Consider the following 24,050-nt stretch of genomic DNA (forward strand, 5'->3'; position numbering starts at 1 on the left):
ATGACGATCTTGGCAGATGAGCAAGCGACGCTGAAGGTCGGCCGGGAACTTGGTGCCTTGCTGCGCCCAGGGGACAAGATTGCGCTAACCGGGACACTTGGTGCAGGAAAAACAACATTGGCGAGAGGCATTTTGGAAGGGCAGGACTATGACGAGGAAGTCCCCAGCCCGACATTTGCGATAATCCAGCAATATGAGCCGCCCGAAACCCGGATTCCGATTGCCCATGTAGACTTGTACCGAATTGAAGATCCAGAAGAAATTCCGGAACTGGGACTGGAAGATATACTGACCGATGGTGCCATGATCGTTGAATGGCCGGACAGAATGCCTGACAGTTTCTGGAATGATGCGCTCAGGATAGACCTCGAAATAACCGGCGAGGGCAATCGCCGGTTGACTTGGAGCGCCGGGCGGGCTTGGGAAGACCGATGGCCACTGACATGAAACCGCCCGCTACTGCGGCAGATTTTTTAGCAATGCACGGTTGGGGTGATGGACAAATATCACCGGTTGCGGGAGATGCATCTTTCCGCCGCTATTTCCGTGTCCAGGAAGGAGATCGCCAGGCGATCCTGATGGATGCACCGCCGCCGCACGAAGACCCGAAGCCGTTTATTGCCATGGCCGAATATCTTGCAAATTCAGGTTTTGCGGCACCGGAGATTTTCGCTCGAGATCTAACGCAGGGTCTGGTTCTGCTGGAGGATTTTGGCGAGCATCGGATGCGCGAACATCTGGATCAGCAGCCGGAAGATGAAGAATCGATCTATCGCCAGGTCATCGACTTGCTCCGGGAATTGCACCGGATACCGGCAGCGCCTGTGCCAGCCTATGACTGGTTGCAATATTTGCGGGAAGTGAACCTGCTGACAGAATGGTATTGTCCGGCCCAACAACTGGACGTCGATGCAGAGGCATTTGTTGCTTGCTGGAAGCAAGTTCTCGCACCGGTTCTTGCAGCGCAGAATAACCCGGTGACGGTGATGCGCGATTACCACGCCGAAAATATCATGTTGCTGGCCGATGGCCGGCTTGGCTTGCTTGATTTTCAGGATGCTCTTGTTGGTCACCCTGCTTATGATCTGGTTTCGATGTTGCAGGATGCTCGCCGGGATGTATCGGACGAGCTTGAAGAGAAAATGCTAGCATATTATCTGGCGGACCGAAACGAAGAGGCGGCGCAGGAATTTCGCAGTCACTATGCGATTTTGGGCGCGCAGCGGAACACCAAGATCATAGGCATCTTTACCCGTCTTTGCGTGCGGGATGGCAAACAGCGCTATCTTGAATTCCTGCCCAGAATGTGGCGCTTGCTCGAGAAGGACTTGCAGCATCCCGCACTGGAACCGGTTGCGCAATGGTACGCCCGGAATATTCCCGCCGAAGTACGAAGTCGCTCAATCCCGCTTCCGGAAAAGACTGAATGACTGTGATCAAAACTGCGATGGTCATGGCTGCAGGTTTAGGCACCCGCATGCGCCCGCTCACAGAAACGCGGCCAAAGCCGCTGGTTGAGGTGGGCGGAAAGGCGATGATTGATCATTGTTTCGAGAAACTCGCCGAGGCCGGAATCCACAAGGCTGTGGTGAACGTGCATTATCTTGCGGATAAACTGGAAGCGCATCTTGCCGCTTTGCAATATCCGATCGAAATTCGGGTTTCCGACGAGCGGCAACAGTTGATGGAAACAGGCGGGGGGTTGGTGCAAGCCGAACCGCTGATCCATGAACCGAATTTTTTCTGTATCAATAGCGACAATTTGTGGACCGACGGACCGACAAACAGTCTCCACCAGATCGCCCAGGCGTGGGATGATACGAAAATGGATGCGCTTCTGCTGCTGATTCCACATGCGTCGGCGCATAATTATCAAGGCACCGGCGACTTCCATCTGGACCGCGAAAACCGGATTTCGCGCAAACTTCCCGATCAACCGGCCCCTTTGATTTTTTCGGGCATTCAGCTGATGTCCAAGCGGCTGCTGCGAGATGCCCCTTCGGGACCATTTTCGACCAATATTTTATGGGAACGCGCGATTGGAGAAGGACGCCTGTTCGGTATCGTTCATCAGGGCGAGTGGTTCGAGGTAGGCTCGCCCGAGGCGATAGCGCCGACAGAAGCTGCTTTGGCAAGTGTCTGACCGCCGCCGACCTTCCATTTACAATATTGCCGCCCATGGCGGGTTTGCAGATGCGCTGGCCCAGGGACTGATCGACCGCTTTGCGAAAGATGCGTTCGGATTGGCCCGTGGCCTTGTCATTCTTCCCAATAATCGAGCCCGGCGTGCCTTGCAGGAAGCCTTCGTCCGGCTAAGCGAAAACGGACTGCTGTTGCCGCAAATGGTGGTGATCGGCGATCTTGAACTGGACGAGGCGATCGGCGTGGCGCTTGATTCCGGGGAATTGGCGCTCAACATTCCGGCAGCCGTTGATCCGATGGACCGACTGCTGACCCTTGCCCAACTGATCCAGAAGGAAGTCAGGCAGCGTGATGAGGTCATATTGGCCAAGGATGCACTGCGACTTGCCCGTGAATTCGCCCGCACGTTCGATCAGTTGACCGTAGAGGAAATTGCCTTAGCTGATCTCATGAAGACCGAGCCGACAAGTCTCGATCTGTCCAGTCACTGGCAGGACTCCTATCGTTTCTTCCTGATCATCGCGGAAAAATGGGAGAAAAAACTGGCTGAATGGGAGAGGGTTGATCAGGCTGTTCGCCGTAATGCACTGTTCGATCATATCGCAAAAACATGGCAAAGATCACCACCTGGCCATTTTATTGTAGCTGCAGGTATAACCACTTCGGCCCCGGCAATCGCCCGGTTTTTGGAAACCATTTCTTTCATGCCTTCCGGCCTTGTGGTGTTGCCTGATCTCGATCTGGTCATGCCGGAAGAGGAATGGGATTTGCTCGGCCCGTTTCAGCCTGACCCGGAAACCGGATATGTTCCACGTGCTCAGGAAACCCACCCCCAATATCATATGAAGCTGCTGCTCGACCGGATGTCGATCGCAAGAGGAGAAGTCATGCGTTGGCCGCGTACGGGCGAAAGCGGTGCGGTGGCCAAGCGCAGCCGGGCGCTCAGCCATGCCTTTGCAATACCAAAACTGACGGTGCGCTGGCAAACGCTCGAAAGCAAGGAACGCAGTCTGGCCGGGGTGCAAACGATTGAGGCGCGCAATAGTGCGGAAGAGGCTCAAACCATAGCACTACTCGCGCGCGAAGCGCTGGAAGACCCCCATCAGCGGGTGGCGATTGTTACGCCGGACCGGTCGCTGGCGACCCGCATTTCGGCCCATTTGAAGCGTTGGGAAATCCAGGTCGATGATACAGCAGGCCAGCCTCTGGCCAAGCTGCCTGAAGGCATATTGTTTCTCAACCTGATCGCCACTGTTGCCGATGGGTTCCCACCGGCGGAATTTCTCGCTTTGCTCAAACATCCACTGGTACGGCATGGGCAGGAGCGCCTCGATTGGCTGAATCAGGTCCGCAAACTTGATCTGCTGCTGCGAGGCCCGAGGCCGTCACCAGGTCTGGCGGGCATCGATGCGCTTCTGAAAGATCGTAATCCCCGGAGGAAGAAGCTGCGGGAGGGCATGGCGCCGTGGTGGAAGACCGTTCGGGCAATGTTCGAGCAGATGGAAAATCTTTTTGCGCCGCCCCTCAACTGGGGAAGCCTTCTTGATCGGTTGCAGCAATTGGCAGGGGATTTAACCGACGGTTCGATTTGGGCCGGTCCGGCCGGGCGAGAATTGGCTGACTTGCTAACAAAATTACAGAGCCGCACGGAGATGGGGCCCGTCCGAATTGTGGCCGATGAACTCGCGGGTTATTTCGAAAACCTGATGTCGGCGATTTCCGTGCGGCCTGCTTATGGTGGTCACCCTCGCATCGCGCTCTATGGATTGTTGGAAGCGCGTCTGCAGCAGTCCGATCTGGTCATTTGTTGCGGCCTGAACGAAGGCAGCTGGCCGCAAGCGATTACCCCCGATCCCTGGCTAGCACCGATGATCCGGAAATCACTTGGTTTGCCAGCGCAGGAACGACAGATAGGGCTTTCTGCTCATGATCTCGTGGGTGCTATGGGAGCGAAAAATGTCATTCTTTCCCGCGCCCGGCGTGATGATGGCGGGCCAGCCATCGCTTCGCGGTTCCTTCTCCGTTTAAAAGGCATGTGCGGGGAGAATCTGAAGGAACATAGCGATGCGCAACGGTGGATGTCTTCGATTGATCAGCCCCGAGCACCAATTGTCGCTTACGAACGCCCCGCTCCGGTGCCCAGCGCCGAGCAACGCCATATCCCGATCTCGGTAACGCAGGTGGACCGCTTGATCGCCGACCCCTTTGCTTTTTACGCCAATAAAATCATGGGCTTCGCCTCTCTCGATATGATCGACGCCGATCCCAGCGCTGCCTGGCGAGGGACGATCATCCATGACATTCTCGATCAATGGGCCAAGCAGAATGATTATGCACCTGAGGCATTGATTGAAAGCGCACGGGCGTTTCTCAATGATCCTGCTTTGCACCCGCTGATGCGTAGCCTTTGGGCGCCGCGTCTGCTCGAGGGCCTGACATGGATCGCCGATACTGTTGCCGACAATCGTAAGGCTGGTCGCGAACCGATCGCGTCAGAAATTTATGGAAAAGCCGAGATAGCGGGCGTCCAATTGTCCGGCATTGCGGACCGGATTGATCGCATGCCTGATGGTGGATTGGCAATTGTCGACTACAAGACTGGCGGTGCGCCCACGAACCGGGCCGTTGTCGAAGGCTATAATCTGCAACTCGGTCTGCTGGCTGCCATCGCCGAACTGGGTGGCTTCGGCGATGTCTCTGGTCAGGCAGTCGCCTTCGAATATTGGTCGCTCGCGAAAAAGAGCGGCGTCGACAGCTTTGGCTATGTCAGTTCGCCGACGAAAGGCCGGGGCGAAAATTTTGTCGCGGCGGATGCGATGGTCGATCATGCTGTGGCGCGGTTTAATGAGGCGGTGGACCTATATATAAAGGGTTTGGAACCAATGACCGCCAAGCTCCATCCGGAATATGCAATTTATGCAGACTATGACCAGTTGATGCGGCTCGAAGAATGGTACGGGCGCTCGCCAATGGAAACGGTAGATCATGAGTAGCGGCAAATCGAAGATATTCCCGCTTAAGGATCGACAGATAGATGCAGTCGAGCCCGAGACGAATATCTGGCTCAGCGCTTCTGCTGGAACCGGGAAAACCCAGGTTCTGACCGCGCGCGTATTCCGTTTGCTGCTGCGAAAAAATGTTGATCCCGAGCATATTCTTTGCCTGACCTTCACCAAGGCTGGCGCGGCGGAGATGGCGGAACGGATCAATCGCCAACTCGCGGCATGGGTACGGATGGACGATACCCAGCTGGCAAGTGATCTGGCTGCCATCGGCGCATCTACCGGGCCGGAGGTCAGAGAGCGCGCACGAACCCTGTTTGCCCGTGTTCTTGACGCGCGCGGCGGCGGTCTGCGCATCATGACGATTCACAGTTTCTGTCAGTCCTTGCTCGCTTCCTTCCCCGAAGAGGCCGGGATTGCTTCAATGTTCAAGCCGATCGAAGCGCGCGACCAGAAAATATTGGCTCGCGAGGCATTGGGCGATTTGCTGCTGGATGAGGAGCGGGCAGGGCGCGGGGACATTGTCGCAGCAATCCAGCGTCTGAGTATTCGGATGGGGGAGGAGGCCACCGAACAATTTTTGATGGCGTGTGCCTCAAAAGCCGACGCCATGGAAAATCTGCCGACTGGTGTCTTGCCCTTCGCAAGGGGAGTGTTAGGCCTTCCCATAGAGGGCGCCGCGGAATCATGGCTTGCGGAACGCTGTACGGATGCGGCGATTGACCGCCGCTCGATGGAGATTTTGCGCGATGCGATGGCAGAATTTGGGGGCAAGAAGGAACAGGAGCGTCAGTTGGCGCTCCGTCTTTGGTTGACGCTCAATCCGGAGGAGCGCGCTGCCGCATTACCCGAGGTTCATCTGGCCTGGGCGACAAAGACTACGGGCGCACCGCCCAAAGCCACCAAGGGGCTGCTGAAGGCCCTGCCGGATTATGATTTTATTGCCGGATCACTGTTCGAATGGAGCAATGGCCTTCTCGAGAAGATGGCTCTATTCGAATATGCCGACCTATTCGCGGGCGCGTTGGCCGCCGGGCGTGCTTTCTACCATCGCTATGCGGATGCAAAAAAACTGCATGGTGTGGTCGATTTTGACGACATGATCCGGATGACGGCAAGGCTGTTGCAGAAAAGCGATATGGCGGCGTGGATCCGGTTCAAGCTGGATCAGCGAACCGACCATATATTGGTCGATGAAGCGCAGGATACAAATCTCGCGCAATGGGAAATTGTTCATGCGCTGGCCGACGAGTTTTTTGCCGGCCTAGGCACCGAACCCGACCGTCTACGGACCTTGTTCACCGTGGGCGACTTCAAGCAGGCCATATTCGGTTTTCAGGGCACCAGTCCTCACAATTATACAGAAGCCAGGACGCGGTTCTTCAGCTTGGCAGAGTCATCGGAGCAGCCTTTTGGGGATATGTCTCTGGACCGTAGTTTCCGATCAACGCCACCAATTCTGAACGTTGTCGATGCCACGCTGGAACAGCTTAGTCATGAGCAATTGGGCCTGGACAAAACCATTCCCGAACATCGAAGCAACTATCCCGATGCGAGTGGCAGTGTTACGCTCTGGAAGCCTATCGCCAATGGCGGATATGGTGATCCGGAGGATGAGGAATCCTGGGCCAGTGAAGAGAAACGGGATTTTGCCCAGAAGCTGGCACGGCAGATCAAGCATTGGCTGTCTCCGGAAACCCCGCTCTGGCTGGACCGGGAAAACCGTGCGCTGCAACCTAAGGACATTTTGATTCTGGTGAGCAAGCGCGATGAACTGAGTGCCCTTATTGTGGCTCGCCTGTTTGCCGAAAACGTCCCGGTAGCGGGTATCGACCGTATCCGATTGAACCAGCCGCTTGTCGTGCAGGACTTGCTCGCCGCCATTCGCTTCGTCCTGCAGCCGAATGATGACCTCAATCTGGCCAGCTTGTTGATGTCACCGCTGCTGGGCTGGTCTCAGGAACAATTGCTCGCTCATGGATATCGCGGTGAAAAGCATGCGAGCAAGAGCCTTTGGGAATATTTGCGCGGGCAACCCGCAGTCGCCGCAGACATCGAACCGCTTTCAAAAATGTTGACGATGGCCGATTTTAATACGCCCTATCAGTTTTTGGAAACGATCTTGTCCGGGCCAATGCAGGGAAGACGAAAATTGCTTGCACGACTGAGTCATGCGGCCGTGGACCCGCTTGATGAACTGTTGGCGATCGCGCTAGCTTTCGAACGCGATCATATTCCCACGCTTCAAGGGTTTCTTGACTGGTTCGACCGGGGCGATGTCGAAATCAAGCGCGAACAGGTCGAGGGTGGCAATGAAGTGCGCTTGATGACCGTTCACGGTGCAAAAGGCTTGCAGGCACCGCTGGTAGTTCTGGCCAATGCGACGTTTGACCCCGCGAGCAAGAAAAGCGGAGGCTTTGATATAAAGCTGAAGCCGACAGGGGGGGCGGAGCTTGAATATCCCGTTGTGCCGCTCCGCAAGTCAGAGCGTGTCGGGGTATTGGCAGAGCATGCTGCCCATGCTGACAGGATCGCAATGGAAGAACATTGGCGGCTGCTATATGTCGCGATGACCCGGGCGGAAGAGCATCTTGTGGTGGCCGGTGTTCTGGGACCAAAGGCGCGAGGAGAAGTGCCGGAATTAAGTTGGTTTGCCGCAATCGAGCGTGGTTTGGTCGCACTTGGATCTGACTGGCAGAATGATCCGCACTGGTCGGCTGCCCGGGAATATCGGATCGAAAGTCCAAGCAAGCCTGCTGCACTATCTATAGCCGGGGCGACCCTGGATATGAATGATGACCTCACGGCCCCGCCGGATTGGTTGTTCCGACCAGCGCCAGAAGAATCCCGGCCACCACGTCCCTTGACGCCATCGGACCTTGGCCCGGATGATGCGAGCAATCCACCGCCCGGCCCGACTATGCGGACCGCTGCCGAGAGAGGGATAATGCTCCATAGCCTGTTTCAGCGGTTGCCGAATATTGCACCAGAACGACGTACAGAAGTGGCTGACCGGTGGCTCGAAAAGCAAAAACGGGTGGAGGAGCCGACTATTCGCAGCGAGATTATCGAAACGGTTCTGTCGGTGATGGACAATCCGCAATGGTCGGCATTGTTCGTACCGGAAAGCCTGGCCGAAGCACCGATCGCTGCGGTTGTCGGAGAGCATGTCATATCCGGCACCGTGGACCGGTTGCTGATCACCGACGGCTGTATTTATGTGGTGGATTTTAAAACGGGTCGCACGGTACCGAAGGAGGTCGAGCAGGTTCCAGTCGCGTATCTTCGGCAGATGGCAGCCTATGTCGCTGCGCTGGAGAAGATATTTCCTGGACGCCCGATCAAAACGGGTTTGCTCTATTCTCACGGCCCGAAAATGCTGGAGCTTTCCACTCGTCTGATCGAACAGCACAAGCCCGGCTTTGAACCGGCATGAAAATCCTTTCCCCCACAGCGCTTGAGCCCAGACCGGACCATCCCTAAATAGAGTTTAAACAATTGGAGATTCGTTATGGCTACCAAAGCAATTACTGATGCAAGCTTCGAAGGAGATGTCCTGAAAGCTGACGGCCCGGTTCTCGTCGATTTCTGGGCGGAATGGTGTGGTCCTTGTAAAATGATCGGCCCGGCGCTCGAAGAGATCAGCGACGAAATGGGTGGCCAGGTCACTATCGCCAAACTCAACATTGACGACAGCCCGGATGCGCCTGCCAAATATGGTGTACGCGGTATCCCGACCATGATCCTGTTCAATAACGGCGTACCGGTTGAAACCAAGGTCGGCGCGGCTCCGAAGAGCCAGCTCAAGCAATGGCTGGAACAGTCGCTCCCTGCTTAAACTTTGAAAATATCCCCGAGCTGCTCGGCTGCTTCGTCCCAGAGTTTCGGTGACGCGGCGCCGAGCAGTCCTTTTTCGTGATCCGCAGGCCGATAGGCCGAACCGTCCCAGCGTGCGCATTTGCCGCCAGCTTCGTTAAGAAATAAAATTCCGGCAGCATGATCCCAGGGCAGGGTGCGTTCAAATACGGAAATATGGTTGGTGCCCGATACCAGTCGCGGATATTGCTCTGCGGCGCAACGCGGAATGTCGACAATCTCATAATCACGTGCAGCAGCGCGCAACAGCGATTCCCGCTGCTCGGGGGTCATGAATCCGGTCGCCAGGGCGGCAACCGGCCGGTCCGGTTGATCCTCCGGCACAGTGACGGGCTTGCCATTCATCAGCGCGCCGCCATTTTTGACAGCATGGCATATACGCGAAGTGAGCGGGTCGTATAGCCACCCCGCCACGGTCTCATTTTCTTCGGCCAGAGCGATCAGGATTCCGAAGGACGGCTGTCCTGCGGCATAATTGCCGGTGCCGTCGATCGGATCGATGATCCACACCCGACCGTCGGCCAGTTGATCGAGAACCGCGGGGTCGGCGGCATAGGCTTCTTCGCCCACGATTTTTGCTTCCGGCAGTAGCGCCGCCAGTGCCTGTGCGATAAATTCCTCGCTAAGCCTGTCCGCGATGGTGACCAGATCGCCGGGAGTTTTCTCATTGACCTGATGGGCTTGCAGATTCTGATAATAAGGCATCACGATGTCCCGCGACGCGTTTTCCATTATCTCCAGAACGGGGTGATAGAGCGGATGCAAGCAGTCAGCTCCGGTAGTCGGCGTTAATTTCGATATATCCGTGAGTCAGATCGCAGGTCCAGACCGTTGCCTTGCCATTGCCCAGGCCGATGTCGACGGCAATATCGATTTCGCTGCCCTTGAGATGGGCGGCGACCGGTGCTTCATCATAATCCGGCACGACCAGTCCGTCGCGCGCCACGGTGACGCCGCCGAAGCTGATTGCCAGCCTGTCGCGATCCGCCGGTTCGCCAGCCTTGCCAACGGCCATAACCACCCGGCCCCAGTTGGCATCCGCTCCGGCAATAGCGGTTTTGACGAGAGGAGAATTTGCGATCGACAGGGCAATGCGTTTTGCGCTGTCGTCGCTTACTGCACCGGTCACGGCAATCTCGATAAATTTGCTTGCCCCTTCACCGTCCCGCACGACCAGATGCGCCAGTTGCAGGCACAGATCACTGAGCGCTGCCTGAAAGGCATCAGCGCCATCGTCACCGAACCCTGTCAGGGCAGGGGCGTTGCTTTGCCCTGTGGCAAAGGCGAGTACCGTATCGCTGGTCGATGTATCGCTGTCGACGGTGATGCAATTGAAGCTTTTTGCCGTAGCCGCACTGAGCATTTCCTGCAGAAGTCCGGACTCGACCGCCGCATCGGTAAAAATATAGCCCAGCATGGTGGCCATATCCGGAGCAATCATGCCCGAACCCTTGATAATGGCATTGAGTTGGACCGTCTGGCCCCCAACAATGGCGCTCGAGCTGGCCATTTTCGGAAAAGTGTCGGTGGTCATGATGGTTGCCGCCGCATCTTTCCAGTCGCAGGGCTGCGCCGCAAAGGCATTGCGCAGGCCCGCCTCTGCCTTGTCTTCTGGAAGAGGCACGCCGATGACTCCGGTGGAGGAGATGAATATTTCCGCTTCCGAACAACCCAGATGGTCTGACGCGACGGCCAGTATCTTGTGCACCGCCGCCATCCCGCGCGCGCCGGTAAAGGCATTGGCATTGCCGGCATTGACAACCAGGGCGCGTGCCTTGCCACCCTTCAGCGCTTCCCGGCACCATTCGACTTCCGGCGAGGGGCATTTGCTGTTGGTCAGCACCCCGGCAACCGTCGTGCCCGCGGCCAGTTCCACGAAGGTCAGATCGCAGCGGTCCCAATCCTTGTAATGGGCGCGGGCCACGCGGCTGGTGACGCCGGCAATATCGGGTAATGCGGGAGATTGTGCTGGCGCCAGAGGCGAAAGTTTGTCCGACACTTGACTTGCCTTTATCCAATGTTTTGATAGAACGCGCTGATATTGTCGGGTGCCTTGTCCATGAACGCATATTTTGCAAGTTTTATGTTGCTGCTATTCAACGCTGTCGGCTTGGCCGTGCCTGCGTCAGCGGCAGCTGCAGAGCGCATGATGCCCGAATTGGGAAGCGCCGCCAGCCTGTCGGAAGCGTCGATTGCCGTTCAATCTTCAGTCGCCAAACCGGCAAAGGTGCAGGCATCATCGCATCACGCCTGCACGGTAGCCCAATGCCAGATTTCTGCGCTAGTCGCTCCTGCGAAGGCCAGCGACAGCCAGCCAGCCTGGGCCGTCGTTGCGATGCGCCACGAAGTCGGCGACAAGCTGGAACATGAAGAAGGCGCGCCCTAACGCGATTCAGGCTCTTGTCTAATCTTTGAAGGCGAGAAATTCTCCCGAAATTCATCCTCTCACCGGCCCTTGATTGGCCGGATAAATCTATAAACTGGAAAATGTCATGTTCGGCAATCTAGCCAAATCCATCTTCGGGTCAGCCAATGACCGCTATGTGAAATCCATGCAAAAAGTGGTCGATGCGGTCAATGCATTCGAACCCCAAATTGAGCCCCTCTCGGACGAGGAACTTGCCGCCAAGACGCCCTATTTCAAGGAGCGCGTTGCCGGCGGTGAATCGCTGGACGATATTTTGCCGGAAGCTTTTGCGGTTGTACGGGAAGCGGCCAAACGGACTCTGGGCCAGCGTCACTATGATGTGCAGCTGATCGGCGGTATCGTGCTGCACCGCGGGGAAATTGCTGAAATGCGCACCGGCGAGGGCAAGACCTTGGTCGCGACGCTCGCCTGCTATCTCAATGCGATTGACGGCAAGGGCGTGCATGTTGTCACCGTCAATGACTATCTCGCCCGCCGTGACGCGGAATGGATGAGCCAGGTCTATAATTTTCTCGGGCTGGAAGTCGGCGTCATCGTGCCGAATCTCGGCGAAGACAAGCGCCGGGCAGCCTATGCGGCAGATATTACCTACGGCACCAACAATGAATTCGGCTTCGACTATCTGCGCGACAATATGAAGCACGAGCGCGCCCAGATGGTTCAGCGGCCCTTCAACTTCGCGATTGTCGATGAAGTGGACTCGATCCTGATCGATGAAGCCCGGACGCCGCTGATTATCTCGGGGCCGACCGACGACAAATCGGACCTCTATTTGCAGGTCAACGCCGTGGTCCAGAATATCACCGAAGACGATTATGAAAAAGACGAGAAATCGCGCAATATTTCCCTGACCGAAGAAGGTACGGAAAAGGCCGAGCGCCTGCTCGAAGAGGCTGGACTGCTAGTCGGCAATAATCTCTACGATTTCGAGAATACCCAGGTGGTCCACCATCTCAATCAGGCGCTGATGGCCAATGTCATGCGCAAGCGCGATACCGACTATATTGTCAAGGACGGCAAGGTCATCATCATCGATGAATTTACCGGCCGGATGATGGACGGACGTCGCTGGTCCAACGGCCTGCACCAGGCGGTCGAAGCCAAGGAAGGTGTCCAGATCGAGCCGGAAAATCAGACCATGGCGTCGATCACCTTCCAGAATTATTTCCGCATGTATCCGAAATTGTCCGGGATGACCGGTACTGCGGAAACCGAAGCGGCAGAATTTTTCGAAATCTACAAGATGAACGTCGTCACGATTCCGACCAACAAGCCGGTGCAGCGGATCGACGAGAATGACGAGTTCTACAAGAATACGCTCGACAAATTTGCCGCCATTGCCAAAACCGTCAAGGAACATAGCGACAAGGGCCAGCCGGTTCTGGTCGGCACTGTTTCGATCGAAAAATCCGAACTGCTCTCCGACTTTCTGAACAAGGAAGGCGTGAAGCATAATGTCCTCAACGCCCGCTTCCACGAACAGGAGGCGCATATCGTCGCGCAGGCCGGTTCGCCCGGCGCGGTGACAATCGCGACCAACATGGCTGGCCGCGGGACCGATATCCAGCTGGGTGGCAATATCGACTTCCGGATCGAAGACGAGCTGGGTGAGATGGAAGCCGGTCCGGAAAGAGATGCGGCGATCGCGAAGATCGAGGAAGAGGTCCGGGCGCTGCGGGCAACGGTGAGAGAGGCGGGCGGCCTGTTCGTTCTCGGCACCGAACGGCATGAAAGTCGCCGGATCGACAACCAGCTGCGCGGGCGCTCCGGTCGTCAGGGCGATCCCGGGCTGAGCCGCTTCTATCTCTGCCTCGAGGATGACCTGCTGCGCATCTTCGGCACCGAGACGATGTTCGCCAAGATGATGAACAAGAATCTCGAGGATGGCGAGGCCATCGGTGGCAAATGGCTGTCGAAAGCCATTGAAACGGCTCAGAAAAAGGTCGAGGCGCGCAACTATGAGGCGCGCAAGCAGGTCGTTGAATATGACGATGTGATGAACGACCAGCGCAAGGTGATCTACGAGCAGCGTTCGGAAATCATGGATGCGGACACGGTCGGCGATGTGGTCGAGGACATGCGGCACGAAACCGTCAATGCGATTGTTGCCGATGCCTGCCCGCCGGGAAGCTATCCCGAACAGTGGGATATCGAGGGCCTGAAGGTCCGAGTCAGGGACGTGCTCAATCTCGAGCCCGATTTCGACAGCTGGATGCAGGAGGACGCGCTCGAACCGGAAATGATCGAAACGCGCATATCCGAATTGGCCGACGCCGATTTCGAGGCCAAAATGGCGCAGGTCGAAGGCGAGAACCCCGGTGTCTGGCAGCAAATCGAGAAATCGATTCTGCTCGAATTGCTCGACCATCACTGGAAAGAGCATCTGGCGACGCTGGATGCGCTGCGTCAGGTCGTGTTCCTGCGCGCCTATGCCCAGAAAAAGCCGCTCGACGAATATAAGCAGGAAGCCTTCGGCCTGTTCGAGCGGATGCTGGAAATCATCCGCGAAGGCGTGACCAAGACGATCGCGATCAGCCAGTTCCACCAGCAGGAAGAAATCGCCGTGCCGGACCTGCCGGAACTGCCGGACTTTCTGACCACCCATATCGACCCGCTGACCGGCGAAGATAACAGCAATGATATCGACGGCGGTACCTTGGGAACGGTTTCTTCATCGTTGCCGCCGAGACAATCCGGACAGTTGAATAATCCGCAGGACCCGTTTGATGGCAGCAAAGTTAGCCGCAACGCGCCTTGCCCTTGTGGTTCGGGCCGCAAGTATAAACATTGTCACGGCAAGTTCTGATCTGAAACACCAGCGGCCAGGCGGGAACTGAGGTGAGTTTTTCAATTATCGGCCTGGCCCTGCTGTTTGCGGTGACTGCCGCGCTCTACGCAAGCGTCGGATTTGGCGGCGGGTCGACCTATATCGCGCTGCTGGCGCTGACCGCGCTCGATTTTCAGGCGCTGCCGGTGATAGCATTATTATGCAATATCATCGTCGTGATCGGCGGTACCATCCGTTTCCAGTCACGGGGCCTGATCGACTGGCCGAAAATATGGCCGATCCTCATTCTGTCGGTTCCAGCGGCCTGGTTGGGCGGCCGAACTATTCTGGCCCAGGATAGTTTCATATTGCTGCTCGGCCTGTCGCTCGCTTCGGCGGGCATCCTGCTGCTGGTCGAACCGTTCATCAAGCGGGCAGGGAGCGGGTTCGGCAACCGACGCTGGACCGGCCATCGGCTGTTCGCGCCCGCCATAGGCAGCGGCATCGGCTTTCTGTCCGGTATGGTCGGCATTGGCGGCGGCATTTTTCTCGCGCCCATCCTGTTATTGACTCGCTGGGCCGACAGCCGCCGGATCGCGGCGACCGCCAGTGTGTTCATTCTGGTCAATTCCATCGCCGGCCTTGGTGGGCAGGTGATGAAATCAGGCTGGGTTATCGGCGAAGGGGCGATAATTTCCTACTGGCCCCTCTTTCTTGGCGTTGTGCTGGGTGGCCAGGTTGGCAGTTTTTTGGTGAGCAGGGCATTGCCCGAGAATTGGATCAGGCGGCTCACAGCATTGCTGATTCTATATGTCGCTATACGGTTATTGTGGATGTGAATTTGTCGTCGGATGACGGCCTTGTTCAAGATGAAAAATCATAAAACCAAGTAACAAGCTATTGTTAACAATATTTCTATTCGTGATTGGCTACAGTTAACCTTTAATTGACCAATTGCTTTTAAATATCAAACAATGTCCGACAATCCTGGCTTCCACATACAAACGGCCATCATTTTGGCGGTGTTTGCGTTTGTATTCGGCGTTCTGTACTTCGTAAACCGAAAGCAGTGGTTTTCCGGTTGGATAGCAATCGCCTACGCTTGCGCCTTTGTTGGCTATATAATCGACAGTACGCGAACTTCCTCGACGGCGATTGGCTTTATATTTGTATCCACGAGTATGTTCTGGATATTCTGTTTGGGGATTGTAAAGGCAATTTATGTTCGGTGTGAAGCAGCTTTTCCGAAAATAGCGGCATTGCTAATTTTGATATTGGCAGCGGTATACTTTTCCCTGCTGACGTTGATCGATTCTGATATTTCCATGCGATCCATAGTGGTCAACGTAACGGCCGGAGCGCTTTTAGCCTTGGCTCTTCCTCCATTGTGGAAGTCTCGGAAACAGCTTGTCGATGCAACATTATTCGTTGTGATCGCTGCGGTTGCTGCTACTTTTATCGCCCGGGTGGTGGTGGTATATTCCGTTTTGGATCATACGCTTACTTCTCACGGCTATGCCGAATCGACCTATGCCTGGATTTTTCATTTTTCCAGCGCCATTTGTGCTCTTGCCCTTGCTATAGTGCTCTTGCTCGCGGCGGGCCACGATACGGTGCAGCATTTTTACACCAAGTCCAATTTGGATCCGATGACAGGTTTGTTGAACCGGCGTGGCCTGGAGGGGCTCTTTGAGGCCCGTAAGGTCAGAAAGCAGGGCGTCGTATATGCACGTTCTATCATCATGTTCGACGTCGATCATTTTAAGCAGATCAATGACCGATATGGTCATGCGGCTGGGGACAAGATACTGCAAAGAATTGCGAAAACCGCTACGCTTCTTTGTCAGGAATATGGCCATGTCGCGCGTACCGGTGGCGAGGAATTTGCGATTCTAACCAAATGGCTGCCGGTAGAAACCGCAGAGTTTTTGTCGCAACATATTTGCGATTCGCTTGGCTTGATTGTCCATCCGGAATTGGAGGCAAACCAGAAGGTTACAGCAAGTTTCGGACTGGCGATACTGGCCGATACAGATTCGCTTTTTGTTGCAATGGATCGAGCGGACGAGGCAATGTACCACGCCAAGCGCAATGGCCGCAATCAGGTCGCGCTGGCCAAAGCTGCCTAATTTTCAGACCCCGCCGTGATTGCCGAAACGCGCGCGTTATTTTGTTTGATGGACGGTATGTTCCGGTTGCTACCGCTGCTATCGCAGGCATTGCGGATTTTGTATTTTTGTAAGTGGCGGAAAGGCCAAAAAATGGCTCCCCGAGTAGGATTCGAACCTACGACAACTCGATTAACAGTCGAGGGCTCTACCGCTGAGCTATCGGGGAACAAACTTGATTCATGATCAAGACCTTCGTTCTGAAGCGCGCCTATAACAATGTCATTTGCGTCCCGCAAGCCATCAAACGACAAATTGTTCCATTGCTATACGATCATCAAGAGCATGCTCCGGATCGAATAGCATGGTTAGCGGCTGGCTACGGTCAATTGCCACTTTTACACAGCGCACATCGCGCACTTCCTGCTGATCTCCCACAGCGCTTACTGGCCGTTTTTCGGGGTTGAGCACACGGATTGTGATTTCCATCTTGTCCGGCAGAATCGCGCCTTTCCACCGTCGCGGCCGGAACGGGCTGATCGGGGTCAACGCCAGAAGATTGCAGGTAAGCGGCAGAATAGGACCATTGGCGGACAGATTATAGGCGGTGGAGCCAGCGGGCGTGGCAATCAACACACCGTCGCAGACGAGTTCTTCCATCATGATCCGGCCGTTGATCTCGATCTCCAGCTTGGCCGTTTGCCGGGTTTCACGCAACAGCGACACTTCGTTTATCGCCGGTAGGTTGAAACGGGCTCCGGAAATGGTTTCCACTTCCATCCGAAGAGGTTTGACTTTGAAAGCGCGGGCTTTGGCAAGCCGTGCTTTTAAGTCCTCCAGATGCCAGTTGTTCATCAGAAACCCAACCGTGCCAAGGTTCATTCCATATACCGGCATGATGTTTCTGCGATTGAGCATCTGGTGCAGTGTTTGCAACATGAAACCATCGCCGCCAAGGACGACCGCCTGGTCAGCTTCTTCTACCGGCACCCAATCGATCAGGTCCTTCAGCTTCTCACCGGCTTCCTGTGCTGGCTGGGTTGGCGAAACGATTAGCGCCCATTTTTTTTTGTTCATCCGCCCGTAACGTTCATGTGACGCTCCAATATTTCTGCGGATCCATCAAGCTGTGCATTAAAATCGTGCTGCCGTGGTTTGAGCTTTAGGGCTTGCCGGAGCAGTTGGTCAACGGCGGGAATACCATTATTGCGAACAGCCGAGCGCAAGTCGACATGCGCGTTGTGACCAAGACACATGAATATCTTGCCATCGGTAGTGAGCCGCAGTCGGTTACAGTCGTCGCAAAAATTATTGCTCAGCGGCGTGATCATGCCGAGTTTGAGGCCAAGTGGCTCAACAGAAGCATAGCGTGCAGGACCGGCGCTGCGGTGGGGAATAGGGGTGATACTGTAACAATTGCTCAGAGGCTTCAAAAACTCATCGGCTGAAATATGGGCCAGGGCGCGGTCTGCACCGACATCTCCCAACGGCATCGTCTCGATAATGGTTAGATCATGCCCATTTCTGGCGCAATACTGGGCCATCGGAACAAGATCCGATTCATTGAAATCACGCAGCGCAACCATATTGATTTTTACTCGGATACCCGCCGACTTCGCTGCCTCTATACCAGCCAGCACCACGTTCACGTCCGCGCCGCGCGTTATTTCGGCAAACCGGCGGGGATCAAGCGTATCCATACTGACATTGATCCGCTGAACGTGATGGGCCGCTAGATGATCAGCATATTCGGACAAAAGCGATCCGTTGGTAGTCAGCGTTAATTCCTTCAGATCCCCAGATTCGACTTTCCGGCCAAGGCGCTGGATCACATCTTTCATGTCCCGCCGAACCAGTGGCTCACCGCCGGTTAGCCGAATTTTTCGGATGCCGTGCCCGATGAATCGTTCTGCGATAAGGGTGATTTCCTCTAACGTCAGCAGTTCCGATTTTGGCATGAACGTCATTTTTTCTGACATGCAATATTGGCAGCGAAAATTGCATCGGTCGGTGACCGAAATTCGCAAATAATCGATTTTGCGGCCGAAACCGTCCTGCATAGGGATATTCACCTCTTGGATAAGTCTATCGCTAGCGATTTCCATTCGCTCAAGCAACGCCCTATAAAGGTTTTATCGCTATGGAAAAAGACGATCAATTATGGTCAAGTCGATGTTTCCGCTATCAAATTTCAGGAGTTTTAAGGTCCACGAAATATCTATCTCTACGGAGCACCGGGCTGAATTCAGAAATCTGTTTCTGCTTTCATTCCATGAGCGCGATCCACTTGCCGCTGAAATTGCGTCTTTTGGATGGAGGGTGCATTCGGCTCGTAGATTGGATAATCTAAGCGCCCGTTTCTATTCAGCCGGCGCAATGATTGCTGTCATCGATACACGCAAGGCAGATAAGGACGGCTTGACGGCAATCGCGGAGCTCTCAAAAACCACTATTGATGCCGGCGTCGCCATATTCGCGTTGGTCGATAGCATGGCAAGTCCGCAGATTGTTGAGCGCTGCTATGATTCAGGCGCAACCCATTATCTGGACACTGCCAATGCAGAAGCGGATTTGGCACAGTCGATCAAATATGCGTACCGCTATGTCGAGAATTTCCGGGGCGGTGCCGAACGCACAAGTCATGAGCAGCTGTTGCTGACCGTTGCCGACTTGCAATGGTCCATGCAACTGGCCTCGATGAACGAATATTGGATCAGCGAAAGCCTGCTGGCCTCCGCCGGAGAGATTGATTTCCAGCAATATCCGGTAACCGGCATCTATCGAGGATTATCTTTCGAAGAACGCAAGCGCGTGCGGGGGGCGATGGGACGTCTGCGCGACGGTGCCCGGCAGGCCGCGGTGCCTCATCATCTAAACGGTCGACCAGTAATTCACCACTTGCATGAAGCTGAGGGCCGAATATTCGGCCGAATTGAATATCTAGCGAATAATGACGAAGTCGATAACTGGTCGGATCGAGATTTGCTGTCGGGGCTGAGTAATACGGCAGCTGTCCGTTCTTGGATTCGACAAAAGCTAGACGCCGGGAGGCCATTGACACTCATTGCTATCGGCATCAAAAATTTCCGGATGATCAACGCGGCTTTCGGAAGAAAAGCCGGGGATCAATTTCTACGAATTGTCGGGCATAGACTGATGGATCAGACGCATCGCCAATATGCCGGTTCGCAGATTGTTGCGCGGTTGGATGGTCAGAATTTCCTGATTGCGTTGGCGGATATCCGAAGCGATGAAATTTCAGTTTTCGCGAATGAATTACTCATCACAGTTTTTCGTGAAATGCAGCTGGAGGGGAGGTCGATTAATCCTGTTGCAAGAGCCGGAGTGGCGATCGGAAATGCCAATTCCAAAGAGAAGACCCTGATCAGAAAAGCTGTTCTTGCACTGGCGGAGGCAACCGCTGCAGATGCTTTGCCGATCCACTTCAGCGCCGTGTCGGAAGCGGATGTTCATCTGGAGGAGGTGCTGGAAGATCAATTGGCCGGGGCGATGGGGCGCGGAGAAATTGTCATTGCGTTTCAACCGCAAATAAAAATTGATACCGGGCAACTCGTCGGAGCAGAAGCATTGGCGCGATGGGAACATCCGGAATATGGGCTTCTGGGTGCTTCGACCTTATTTGCTGTTGCGGAACGGGCAGGGGTTAAGGAATCTCTCTCTGCACAAATCCACAAACAGGCTTTGATTTTGGCCGCGAGATGGCCGGGAAGTTTGGCGTTTTTACGTCTTTCGCTTAATGTAACAGCGAGTGATCTGGCGACGATAACATTTGATTCCGATATATTGAAGCAGGTCGAAAACGCTGGATTCAAACCGCATCAACTGACTCTGGAAATTACAGAATCCGAACTGATTAGTAATATGGCGGCATCGGTGGACAAATTGCAGCGGCTACAAGCAGTTGGTGTCCGTATCGCGATCGACGATTTCGGAACTGGCTACAGCAGCCTGGCTTACCTCAAAGAACTCCCGATTGATTATCTTAAGATCGACAGCGGACTTACCGGGGATATCAGCGGATCTCCGAAAGAACAGGTGGTGGTGCGGTCGATCATCGACATGGCCCACAGCCTGCATCTGAGCGTGATAGCAGAAGGCGTTGAAACGGAAGCCCAGCTCGAAACGCTGGCCGAGCTGGGTTGCGAATATTTTCAGGGCTTCTTGCGTTCCGGGCCTCTTTCACCAGATGAATTTGAAACTTTCGCCCTGCTCAACAGCTAGTTGGAAACGCGTTGTGCCAGTTTCGACAGACCTGTTGTGAGCTGGGTTAATCCATGCAGTCGAGATTTGGGGTCGCGCCATTTCCGTTCGATGAACAATTTATTGTCGGGCCGGATCCGCGCAGTGCCTTTCAGGCGCTCAACATAGTCCAGCAGTCCCTGGACATTAGGAAAATGGTCGTTGTGGAAGGTGACCAATGCACCGCGTGGGCCCATCTCAATTTTTGCAATCTGCGCTTTCACGCAATTCATTTTGATGTGCATCAGCTTCAGCAGATTGTCCGTCTGCACCGGCAGATCACCGAATCGGTCGATCATCTCTGCAGCAAAGGATTCAATCTCCTGAAGAGTTTTGAGCCCGTTCATGCGGCGATAGAGCCCCATCCGCAACGAAAGGTCAGGCACATAATTTTCCGGTATCAGGATTGGCGCGTCGACGGTGATCTGCGGCGAGAAACTATCGGTCTGGATTGGCAGGCCAGCGCCTTTGGCCTTGGCTTCCAAAATGGCGTCTTCCAGCATGGATTGGTAAAGTTCGAATCCGACTTCCCTGATGTGCCCCGATTGTTCGTCGCCGAGCAGGTTCCCGGCACCACGAATATCGAGATCGTGACTGGCGAGTTCAAACCCGGCCCCGAGGCTGTCGAGATCACCGAGAATTTTCAGTCTTTTCTCCGCCTTCTCGGTGATGATTCGGTCTTTTGGCGTAACCATATAGGCATAAGCGCGCGTTTTTGACCGGCCGACGCGGCCCCTGAGTTGATAGAGCTGGGCGAGGCCGAAGCGGTCGGCGCGGTGAATGATCAGTGTATTGGCGCTCGGGATGTCCAGGCCGCTTTCCACGATTGTCGTCGATAGCAGCACGTCATAATTACGGTCATAAAAGGCTGACATCCGCTCCTCGACCGTCGCGGGAGACATTTGTCCATGCGCCACGACATAGGTCAGTTCAGGCGCATGTTTTTTGAGAAAATCTTCGATATCGGGGAGATCGGCGATACGGGGTACGACAATGAACGACTGGCCCCCCCGGTAATGTTCACGCAGCAGAGCCTCCCGCAGCGGGACAGGATCCCACGGCATGACATAGGTGCGCACGGCGAGACGGTCGACGGGCGGAGTCTGGATGACGGATAGTTCACGCATGCCGGTCATCGCCATCTGCAAAGTCCGCGGGATGGGTGTTGCGGTTAACGTCAGGACATGAACATCCGCCTTCATGGCCTTGAGGCGTTCCTTGTGGGTCACGCCAAACCGCTGTTCTTCGTCGACAATGATCAAGCCGAGCCGTTGAAATTCGATGGATTTGGCTAATAGTGCGTGCGTGCCAATGACAATGTCGACTTCGCCGTTAGTCAGGCCTTCTTTGGTCTTTTTGGCTTCCGTTGGCGAAACTAGCCGGGAAAGGCGGCCAATTTTCAGGGGAAAGGGGCGAAATCGCTCTTCAAAATTGTTGAAATGCTGCCGCGCGAGCAGAGTCGTGGGTGCGATAATCGCAACCTGCATACCGGCCATGGCCGCTGCAAAGGCCGCGCGCATCGCAACCTCGGTCTTGCCAAAACCCACATCCCCGCAAACCAGCCGGTCCATTGCCTTGCCCGACGCCATATCGCCGAGCACTTCCTCGATGGCCTGCTGCTGATCATCGGTTTCCTGATAAGGAAAGCGATCAGCGAATCCAGCCATTTCACTGGCTTCCACTCGGGCTGGCGTTGCCGGCTGCACAGCCCGTGCCGCCGCAGTCTTCAGCAATTCATGGGCAATGGCCCTGATGCGTTCCTTCAGCTTTGATTTGCGCCGCTGCCAAGCTTCGCCACCAAGTCGGTCGAGCACAACGCTGTCACCACCATCGCCATAGCGGCTGAGAACGTCGATATTTTCGACCGGGACATAGAGTTTGTCGCCGCCGGCATATTTCAGATGTACGCAATCATGCGGGCTCTCACCCACCGGAATGGACACTATACCTTCGTACAGACCTACGCCATGTTCCAGATGGACAACCAGGTCGCCTTGGCTGAGAGCGGACAATTCTTCGATAAAGGCATCACTGCTCTTCCGCCGCTTTGATTTGCGCACCAGCCGGTCACCGAAAATATCCTGTTCGGTGAGCAGCGACAGGTCATCCGTCCGAAATCCGGAAGAAAGAGGTAATATCGTCAGGGCTATTCCAGGACCGGCTGAGAGGCATGATTTCCAATCATCGCAAAGCACGGGGGTCTTGACGTCGTGATCGTTGAGGAGGTCAAATATCCTTGCGCGCGATCCCTTGCTATAGCTCGCCACAATGGCAGTGGCCCCGGATTTTACCAGACTGTTGAGATGGGTGCCCAGCGCCTGATAAATATTTTCATTGCGCGCCCGTTCCGGTGAAAAATCGCGCGGCGATGACACCGACATGGAAATGACCGTGTCGGTTTCGGGTTCGTCAAACTCACTGAGCACATGGATCGGTGCATCGTCTTCGCGGGATCGCCATTCGTCCGGTGTCAGATAAAGCATCTCCGGAGGTAGCGGGCGGTAACTCGACAGGTTCGCCTTGTCGGCATCGACCCGGTTTTTGTGATAATCTGCAATTGCTGTGAACTGCGCTTCTGCAGCCGCGGAACCGGCTGTATCGCGCAAAATTATACAATCATCTTCCACATAGTCGAAAATAGTCGCCAATCGATCTTCGAGAAGCGGCAGCCAATGCTCCATTCCTGCCAAACGGCGGCCCTCAGAGATAGACTGATATAATGGATCGCTTGTCGCAACGGCGCCGAAAAGATCGCGATAGCGGGTGCGGAAGCGGGTAATACTGTCCGCATCCAACAAAAATTCCGAAACCGGAAGTAGATCGAGGCTATCGATATCGCCGACTGTGCGCTGGTCCGCAGGATCAAATTGGCGGAGCGTCTCGATCTCATCTCCAAATAGGTCGATTCGGACAGGAAATTCCGCGCCGGGTGGGAATAGATCGATCAACCCGCCACGGGCCGCAAATTCCCCGCTGTCGGCTACCGTATCCACCCGCACAAACCCGTTGGCGTAGAGAAACGAAATCAATTTTTCCTGTTCGACAATCGTACCGGGCGCAAGATGGGTGACAAAATCCTGGATTCGCGATGGTGCCAGAACCCGCTGTGTTATGGCATTGATCGTCGTCACCACCAGTTGCGAGGTCGTGAAGGGCCGCGCGAGCTTCGCCAAGGCAGCAAGCCGGTCAGAAGTGGTGTGCAATGCGGGTGACGCACGGTCATAGGGCAGGCAGTCCCACGCCGGAAATTCTATAATCTCCAGATCTGGTGCGAAAAAACGGGCGGCTTCCGCAACAGCGCTCATGGCTGCGTCGTCGGTGGCGACAAACATTGTGCGTCGTCCTGACCGGTCCGCGATTTCCGACAGAAAAAGAGGGCGGTAACCTGCTGGTACACCCGCCAGCGTCATGCCTTTTTCAGATGACAGTAATTTATCTAGATGAGACACTTATAATCGCTTCTGGAT

General features: G+C 55.1%; 16 protein-coding genes and 1 tRNA gene. 11 read left to right on the plus strand and 6 right to left on the minus strand.

The genetic code is table 11. From position 1 onward, the window contains the following. The 6 genes from tsaE (at window position 1) to trxA (ending at window position 8,982) form a co-directional block, all read left to right on the plus strand. Entirely contained in the window at window positions 1-447 is a 447-nt protein-coding gene (gene tsaE, locus ACN0WX_RS07060; protein WP_417621590.1) for a tRNA (adenosine(37)-N6)-threonylcarbamoyltransferase complex ATPase subunit type 1 TsaE, read from the plus strand. Then, complete coding sequence (locus ACN0WX_RS07065) at window positions 444-1,430, plus strand: aminoglycoside phosphotransferase family protein (RefSeq protein ID WP_417621873.1); 987 nt, start codon at window positions 444-446, stop codon at window positions 1,428-1,430. The genes tsaE and ACN0WX_RS07065 overlap by 4 nt, the downstream gene beginning before the upstream one ends. After that, window positions 1,427-2,143, plus strand: a complete 717-nt coding sequence (locus ACN0WX_RS07070) for a nucleotidyltransferase family protein (RefSeq protein ID WP_417621591.1) — start codon at window positions 1,427-1,429, stop codon at window positions 2,141-2,143. Before ACN0WX_RS07065 ends, ACN0WX_RS07070 begins: the two co-directional genes overlap by 4 nt. Beyond that, window positions 2,136-5,135, plus strand: a complete 3,000-nt coding sequence (gene addB / locus ACN0WX_RS07075; RefSeq protein ID WP_417621592.1) for a double-strand break repair protein AddB — start codon at window positions 2,136-2,138, stop codon at window positions 5,133-5,135. Before ACN0WX_RS07070 ends, addB begins: the two co-directional genes overlap by 8 nt. Further along, window positions 5,128-8,580 carry a double-strand break repair helicase AddA gene (addA, locus tag ACN0WX_RS07080; protein ID WP_417621593.1) on the plus strand — a complete coding sequence of 1,151 codons (3,453 nt, stop codon included), beginning with the start codon at window positions 5,128-5,130 and terminating at the stop codon, window positions 8,578-8,580. Before addB ends, addA begins: the two co-directional genes overlap by 8 nt. A gap of 75 nt (window positions 8,581-8,655) precedes the next feature. Then, window positions 8,656-8,982, plus strand: a complete 327-nt coding sequence (gene trxA / locus ACN0WX_RS07085) for a thioredoxin TrxA (protein ID WP_417621594.1) — start codon at window positions 8,656-8,658, stop codon at window positions 8,980-8,982. Here trxA and ACN0WX_RS07090 read toward each other — a convergent pair. Together ACN0WX_RS07090 and argJ are read right to left on the minus strand one after the other, a co-directional pair. After that, window positions 8,979-9,752 carry an inositol monophosphatase family protein gene (locus ACN0WX_RS07090; protein ID WP_417621595.1) on the minus strand — a complete coding sequence of 258 codons (774 nt, stop codon included), beginning with the start codon at window positions 9,750-9,752 and terminating at the stop codon, window positions 8,979-8,981. The genes trxA and ACN0WX_RS07090 overlap by 4 nt on opposite strands. Before the next feature lie 37 nt (window positions 9,753-9,789). Beyond that, window positions 9,790-11,019, minus strand: a complete 1,230-nt coding sequence (gene argJ, locus ACN0WX_RS07095) for a bifunctional glutamate N-acetyltransferase/amino-acid acetyltransferase ArgJ (RefSeq protein ID WP_417621596.1) — start codon at window positions 11,017-11,019, stop codon at window positions 9,790-9,792. A gap of 60 nt (window positions 11,020-11,079) precedes the next feature. Here argJ and ACN0WX_RS07100 point away from each other — a divergent pair, with 60 nt between their 5' ends. The 4 genes from ACN0WX_RS07100 (at window position 11,080) to ACN0WX_RS07115 (ending at window position 16,344) form a co-directional block, all read left to right on the plus strand. Further along, window positions 11,080-11,406, plus strand: a complete 327-nt coding sequence (locus tag ACN0WX_RS07100) for a hypothetical protein (protein WP_417621597.1) — start codon at window positions 11,080-11,082, stop codon at window positions 11,404-11,406. Window positions 11,407-11,512: 106 nt separating this feature from the next. Beyond that, window positions 11,513-14,254, plus strand: a complete 2,742-nt coding sequence (gene secA / locus ACN0WX_RS07105) for a preprotein translocase subunit SecA (protein WP_417621598.1) — start codon at window positions 11,513-11,515, stop codon at window positions 14,252-14,254. Window positions 14,255-14,286: 32 nt separating this feature from the next. Then, the gene (locus ACN0WX_RS07110; protein WP_417621599.1) at window positions 14,287-15,054 is read left to right on the plus strand and encodes a sulfite exporter TauE/SafE family protein; all 768 of its coding nucleotides are present in this window, start codon (window positions 14,287-14,289) and stop codon (window positions 15,052-15,054) included. A gap of 135 nt (window positions 15,055-15,189) precedes the next feature. Next, window positions 15,190-16,344: a GGDEF domain-containing protein gene (locus ACN0WX_RS07115; protein ID WP_417621600.1), complete on the plus strand. Its 1,155-nt coding sequence runs from the start codon at window positions 15,190-15,192 to the stop codon at window positions 16,342-16,344. A gap of 133 nt (window positions 16,345-16,477) precedes the next feature. Here the strand turns inward: ACN0WX_RS07115 and ACN0WX_RS07120 are convergent. From ACN0WX_RS07120 to moaA, 3 genes are all read right to left on the minus strand, one after another. Then, a tRNA-Asn gene (locus ACN0WX_RS07120) sits at window positions 16,478-16,552 on the minus strand. Window positions 16,553-16,626: 74 nt separating this feature from the next. Beyond that, a complete protein-coding gene (locus ACN0WX_RS07125) occupies window positions 16,627-17,400 on the minus strand; it encodes an NAD kinase (protein ID WP_417621601.1) in 774 nt (257 codons plus the stop codon). Beyond that, window positions 17,397-18,428: a GTP 3',8-cyclase MoaA gene (moaA, locus tag ACN0WX_RS07130; protein ID WP_417621602.1), complete on the minus strand. Its 1,032-nt coding sequence runs from the start codon at window positions 18,426-18,428 to the stop codon at window positions 17,397-17,399. The genes ACN0WX_RS07125 and moaA overlap by 4 nt, the downstream gene beginning before the upstream one ends. 55 nt (window positions 18,429-18,483) lie before the next feature. On the opposite strand from moaA, the gene ACN0WX_RS07135 reads away from it, so the two are divergent. Beyond that, window positions 18,484-20,565: a putative bifunctional diguanylate cyclase/phosphodiesterase gene (locus ACN0WX_RS07135; protein WP_417621603.1), complete on the plus strand. Its 2,082-nt coding sequence runs from the start codon at window positions 18,484-18,486 to the stop codon at window positions 20,563-20,565. Here ACN0WX_RS07135 and mfd read toward each other — a convergent pair. Beyond that, window positions 20,562-24,032, minus strand: coding sequence for a transcription-repair coupling factor (gene mfd, locus ACN0WX_RS07140; RefSeq protein ID WP_417621604.1), 3,471 nt, complete (start codon window positions 24,030-24,032; stop codon window positions 20,562-20,564). The two genes, ACN0WX_RS07135 and mfd, sit on opposite strands and share 4 nt — an antisense overlap. Between the last annotated feature and the right edge of the window lie 18 nt (window positions 24,033-24,050).

The sequence above is a fragment of the Parasphingorhabdus sp. genome, from assembly GCF_048269915.1.
In the GTDB taxonomy this organism is placed as follows: Bacteria; Pseudomonadota; Alphaproteobacteria; order Sphingomonadales; family Sphingomonadaceae; genus Parasphingorhabdus.

Coding starts and splice junctions, on each gene's coding strand:
- tsaE (WP_417621590.1), top strand. CDS start 1: ATGACGATCTTGGCAGATGAGCAAGCGACGCTGAAGGTCGGCCGGGAA.
- ACN0WX_RS07065 (WP_417621873.1), top strand. CDS start 444: ATGAAACCGCCCGCTACTGCGGCAGATTTTTTAGCAATGCACGGTTGG.
- ACN0WX_RS07070 (WP_417621591.1), top strand. CDS start 1,427: ATGACTGTGATCAAAACTGCGATGGTCATGGCTGCAGGTTTAGGCACC.
- addA (WP_417621593.1), top strand. CDS start 5,128: ATGAGTAGCGGCAAATCGAAGATATTCCCGCTTAAGGATCGACAGATA.
- trxA (WP_417621594.1), top strand. CDS start 8,656: ATGGCTACCAAAGCAATTACTGATGCAAGCTTCGAAGGAGATGTCCTG.
- ACN0WX_RS07090 (WP_417621595.1), bottom strand. CDS start 9,752: ATGGAAAACGCGTCGCGGGACATCGTGATGCCTTATTATCAGAATCTG.
- ACN0WX_RS07100 (WP_417621597.1), top strand. CDS start 11,080: ATGAACGCATATTTTGCAAGTTTTATGTTGCTGCTATTCAACGCTGTC.
- secA (WP_417621598.1), top strand. CDS start 11,513: ATGTTCGGCAATCTAGCCAAATCCATCTTCGGGTCAGCCAATGACCGC.
- ACN0WX_RS07115 (WP_417621600.1), top strand. CDS start 15,190: ATGTCCGACAATCCTGGCTTCCACATACAAACGGCCATCATTTTGGCG.
- ACN0WX_RS07125 (WP_417621601.1), bottom strand. CDS start 17,400: ATGAACAAAAAAAAATGGGCGCTAATCGTTTCGCCAACCCAGCCAGCA.
- moaA (WP_417621602.1), bottom strand. CDS start 18,428: ATGGAAATCGCTAGCGATAGACTTATCCAAGAGGTGAATATCCCTATG.
- ACN0WX_RS07135 (WP_417621603.1), top strand. CDS start 18,484: ATGGTCAAGTCGATGTTTCCGCTATCAAATTTCAGGAGTTTTAAGGTC.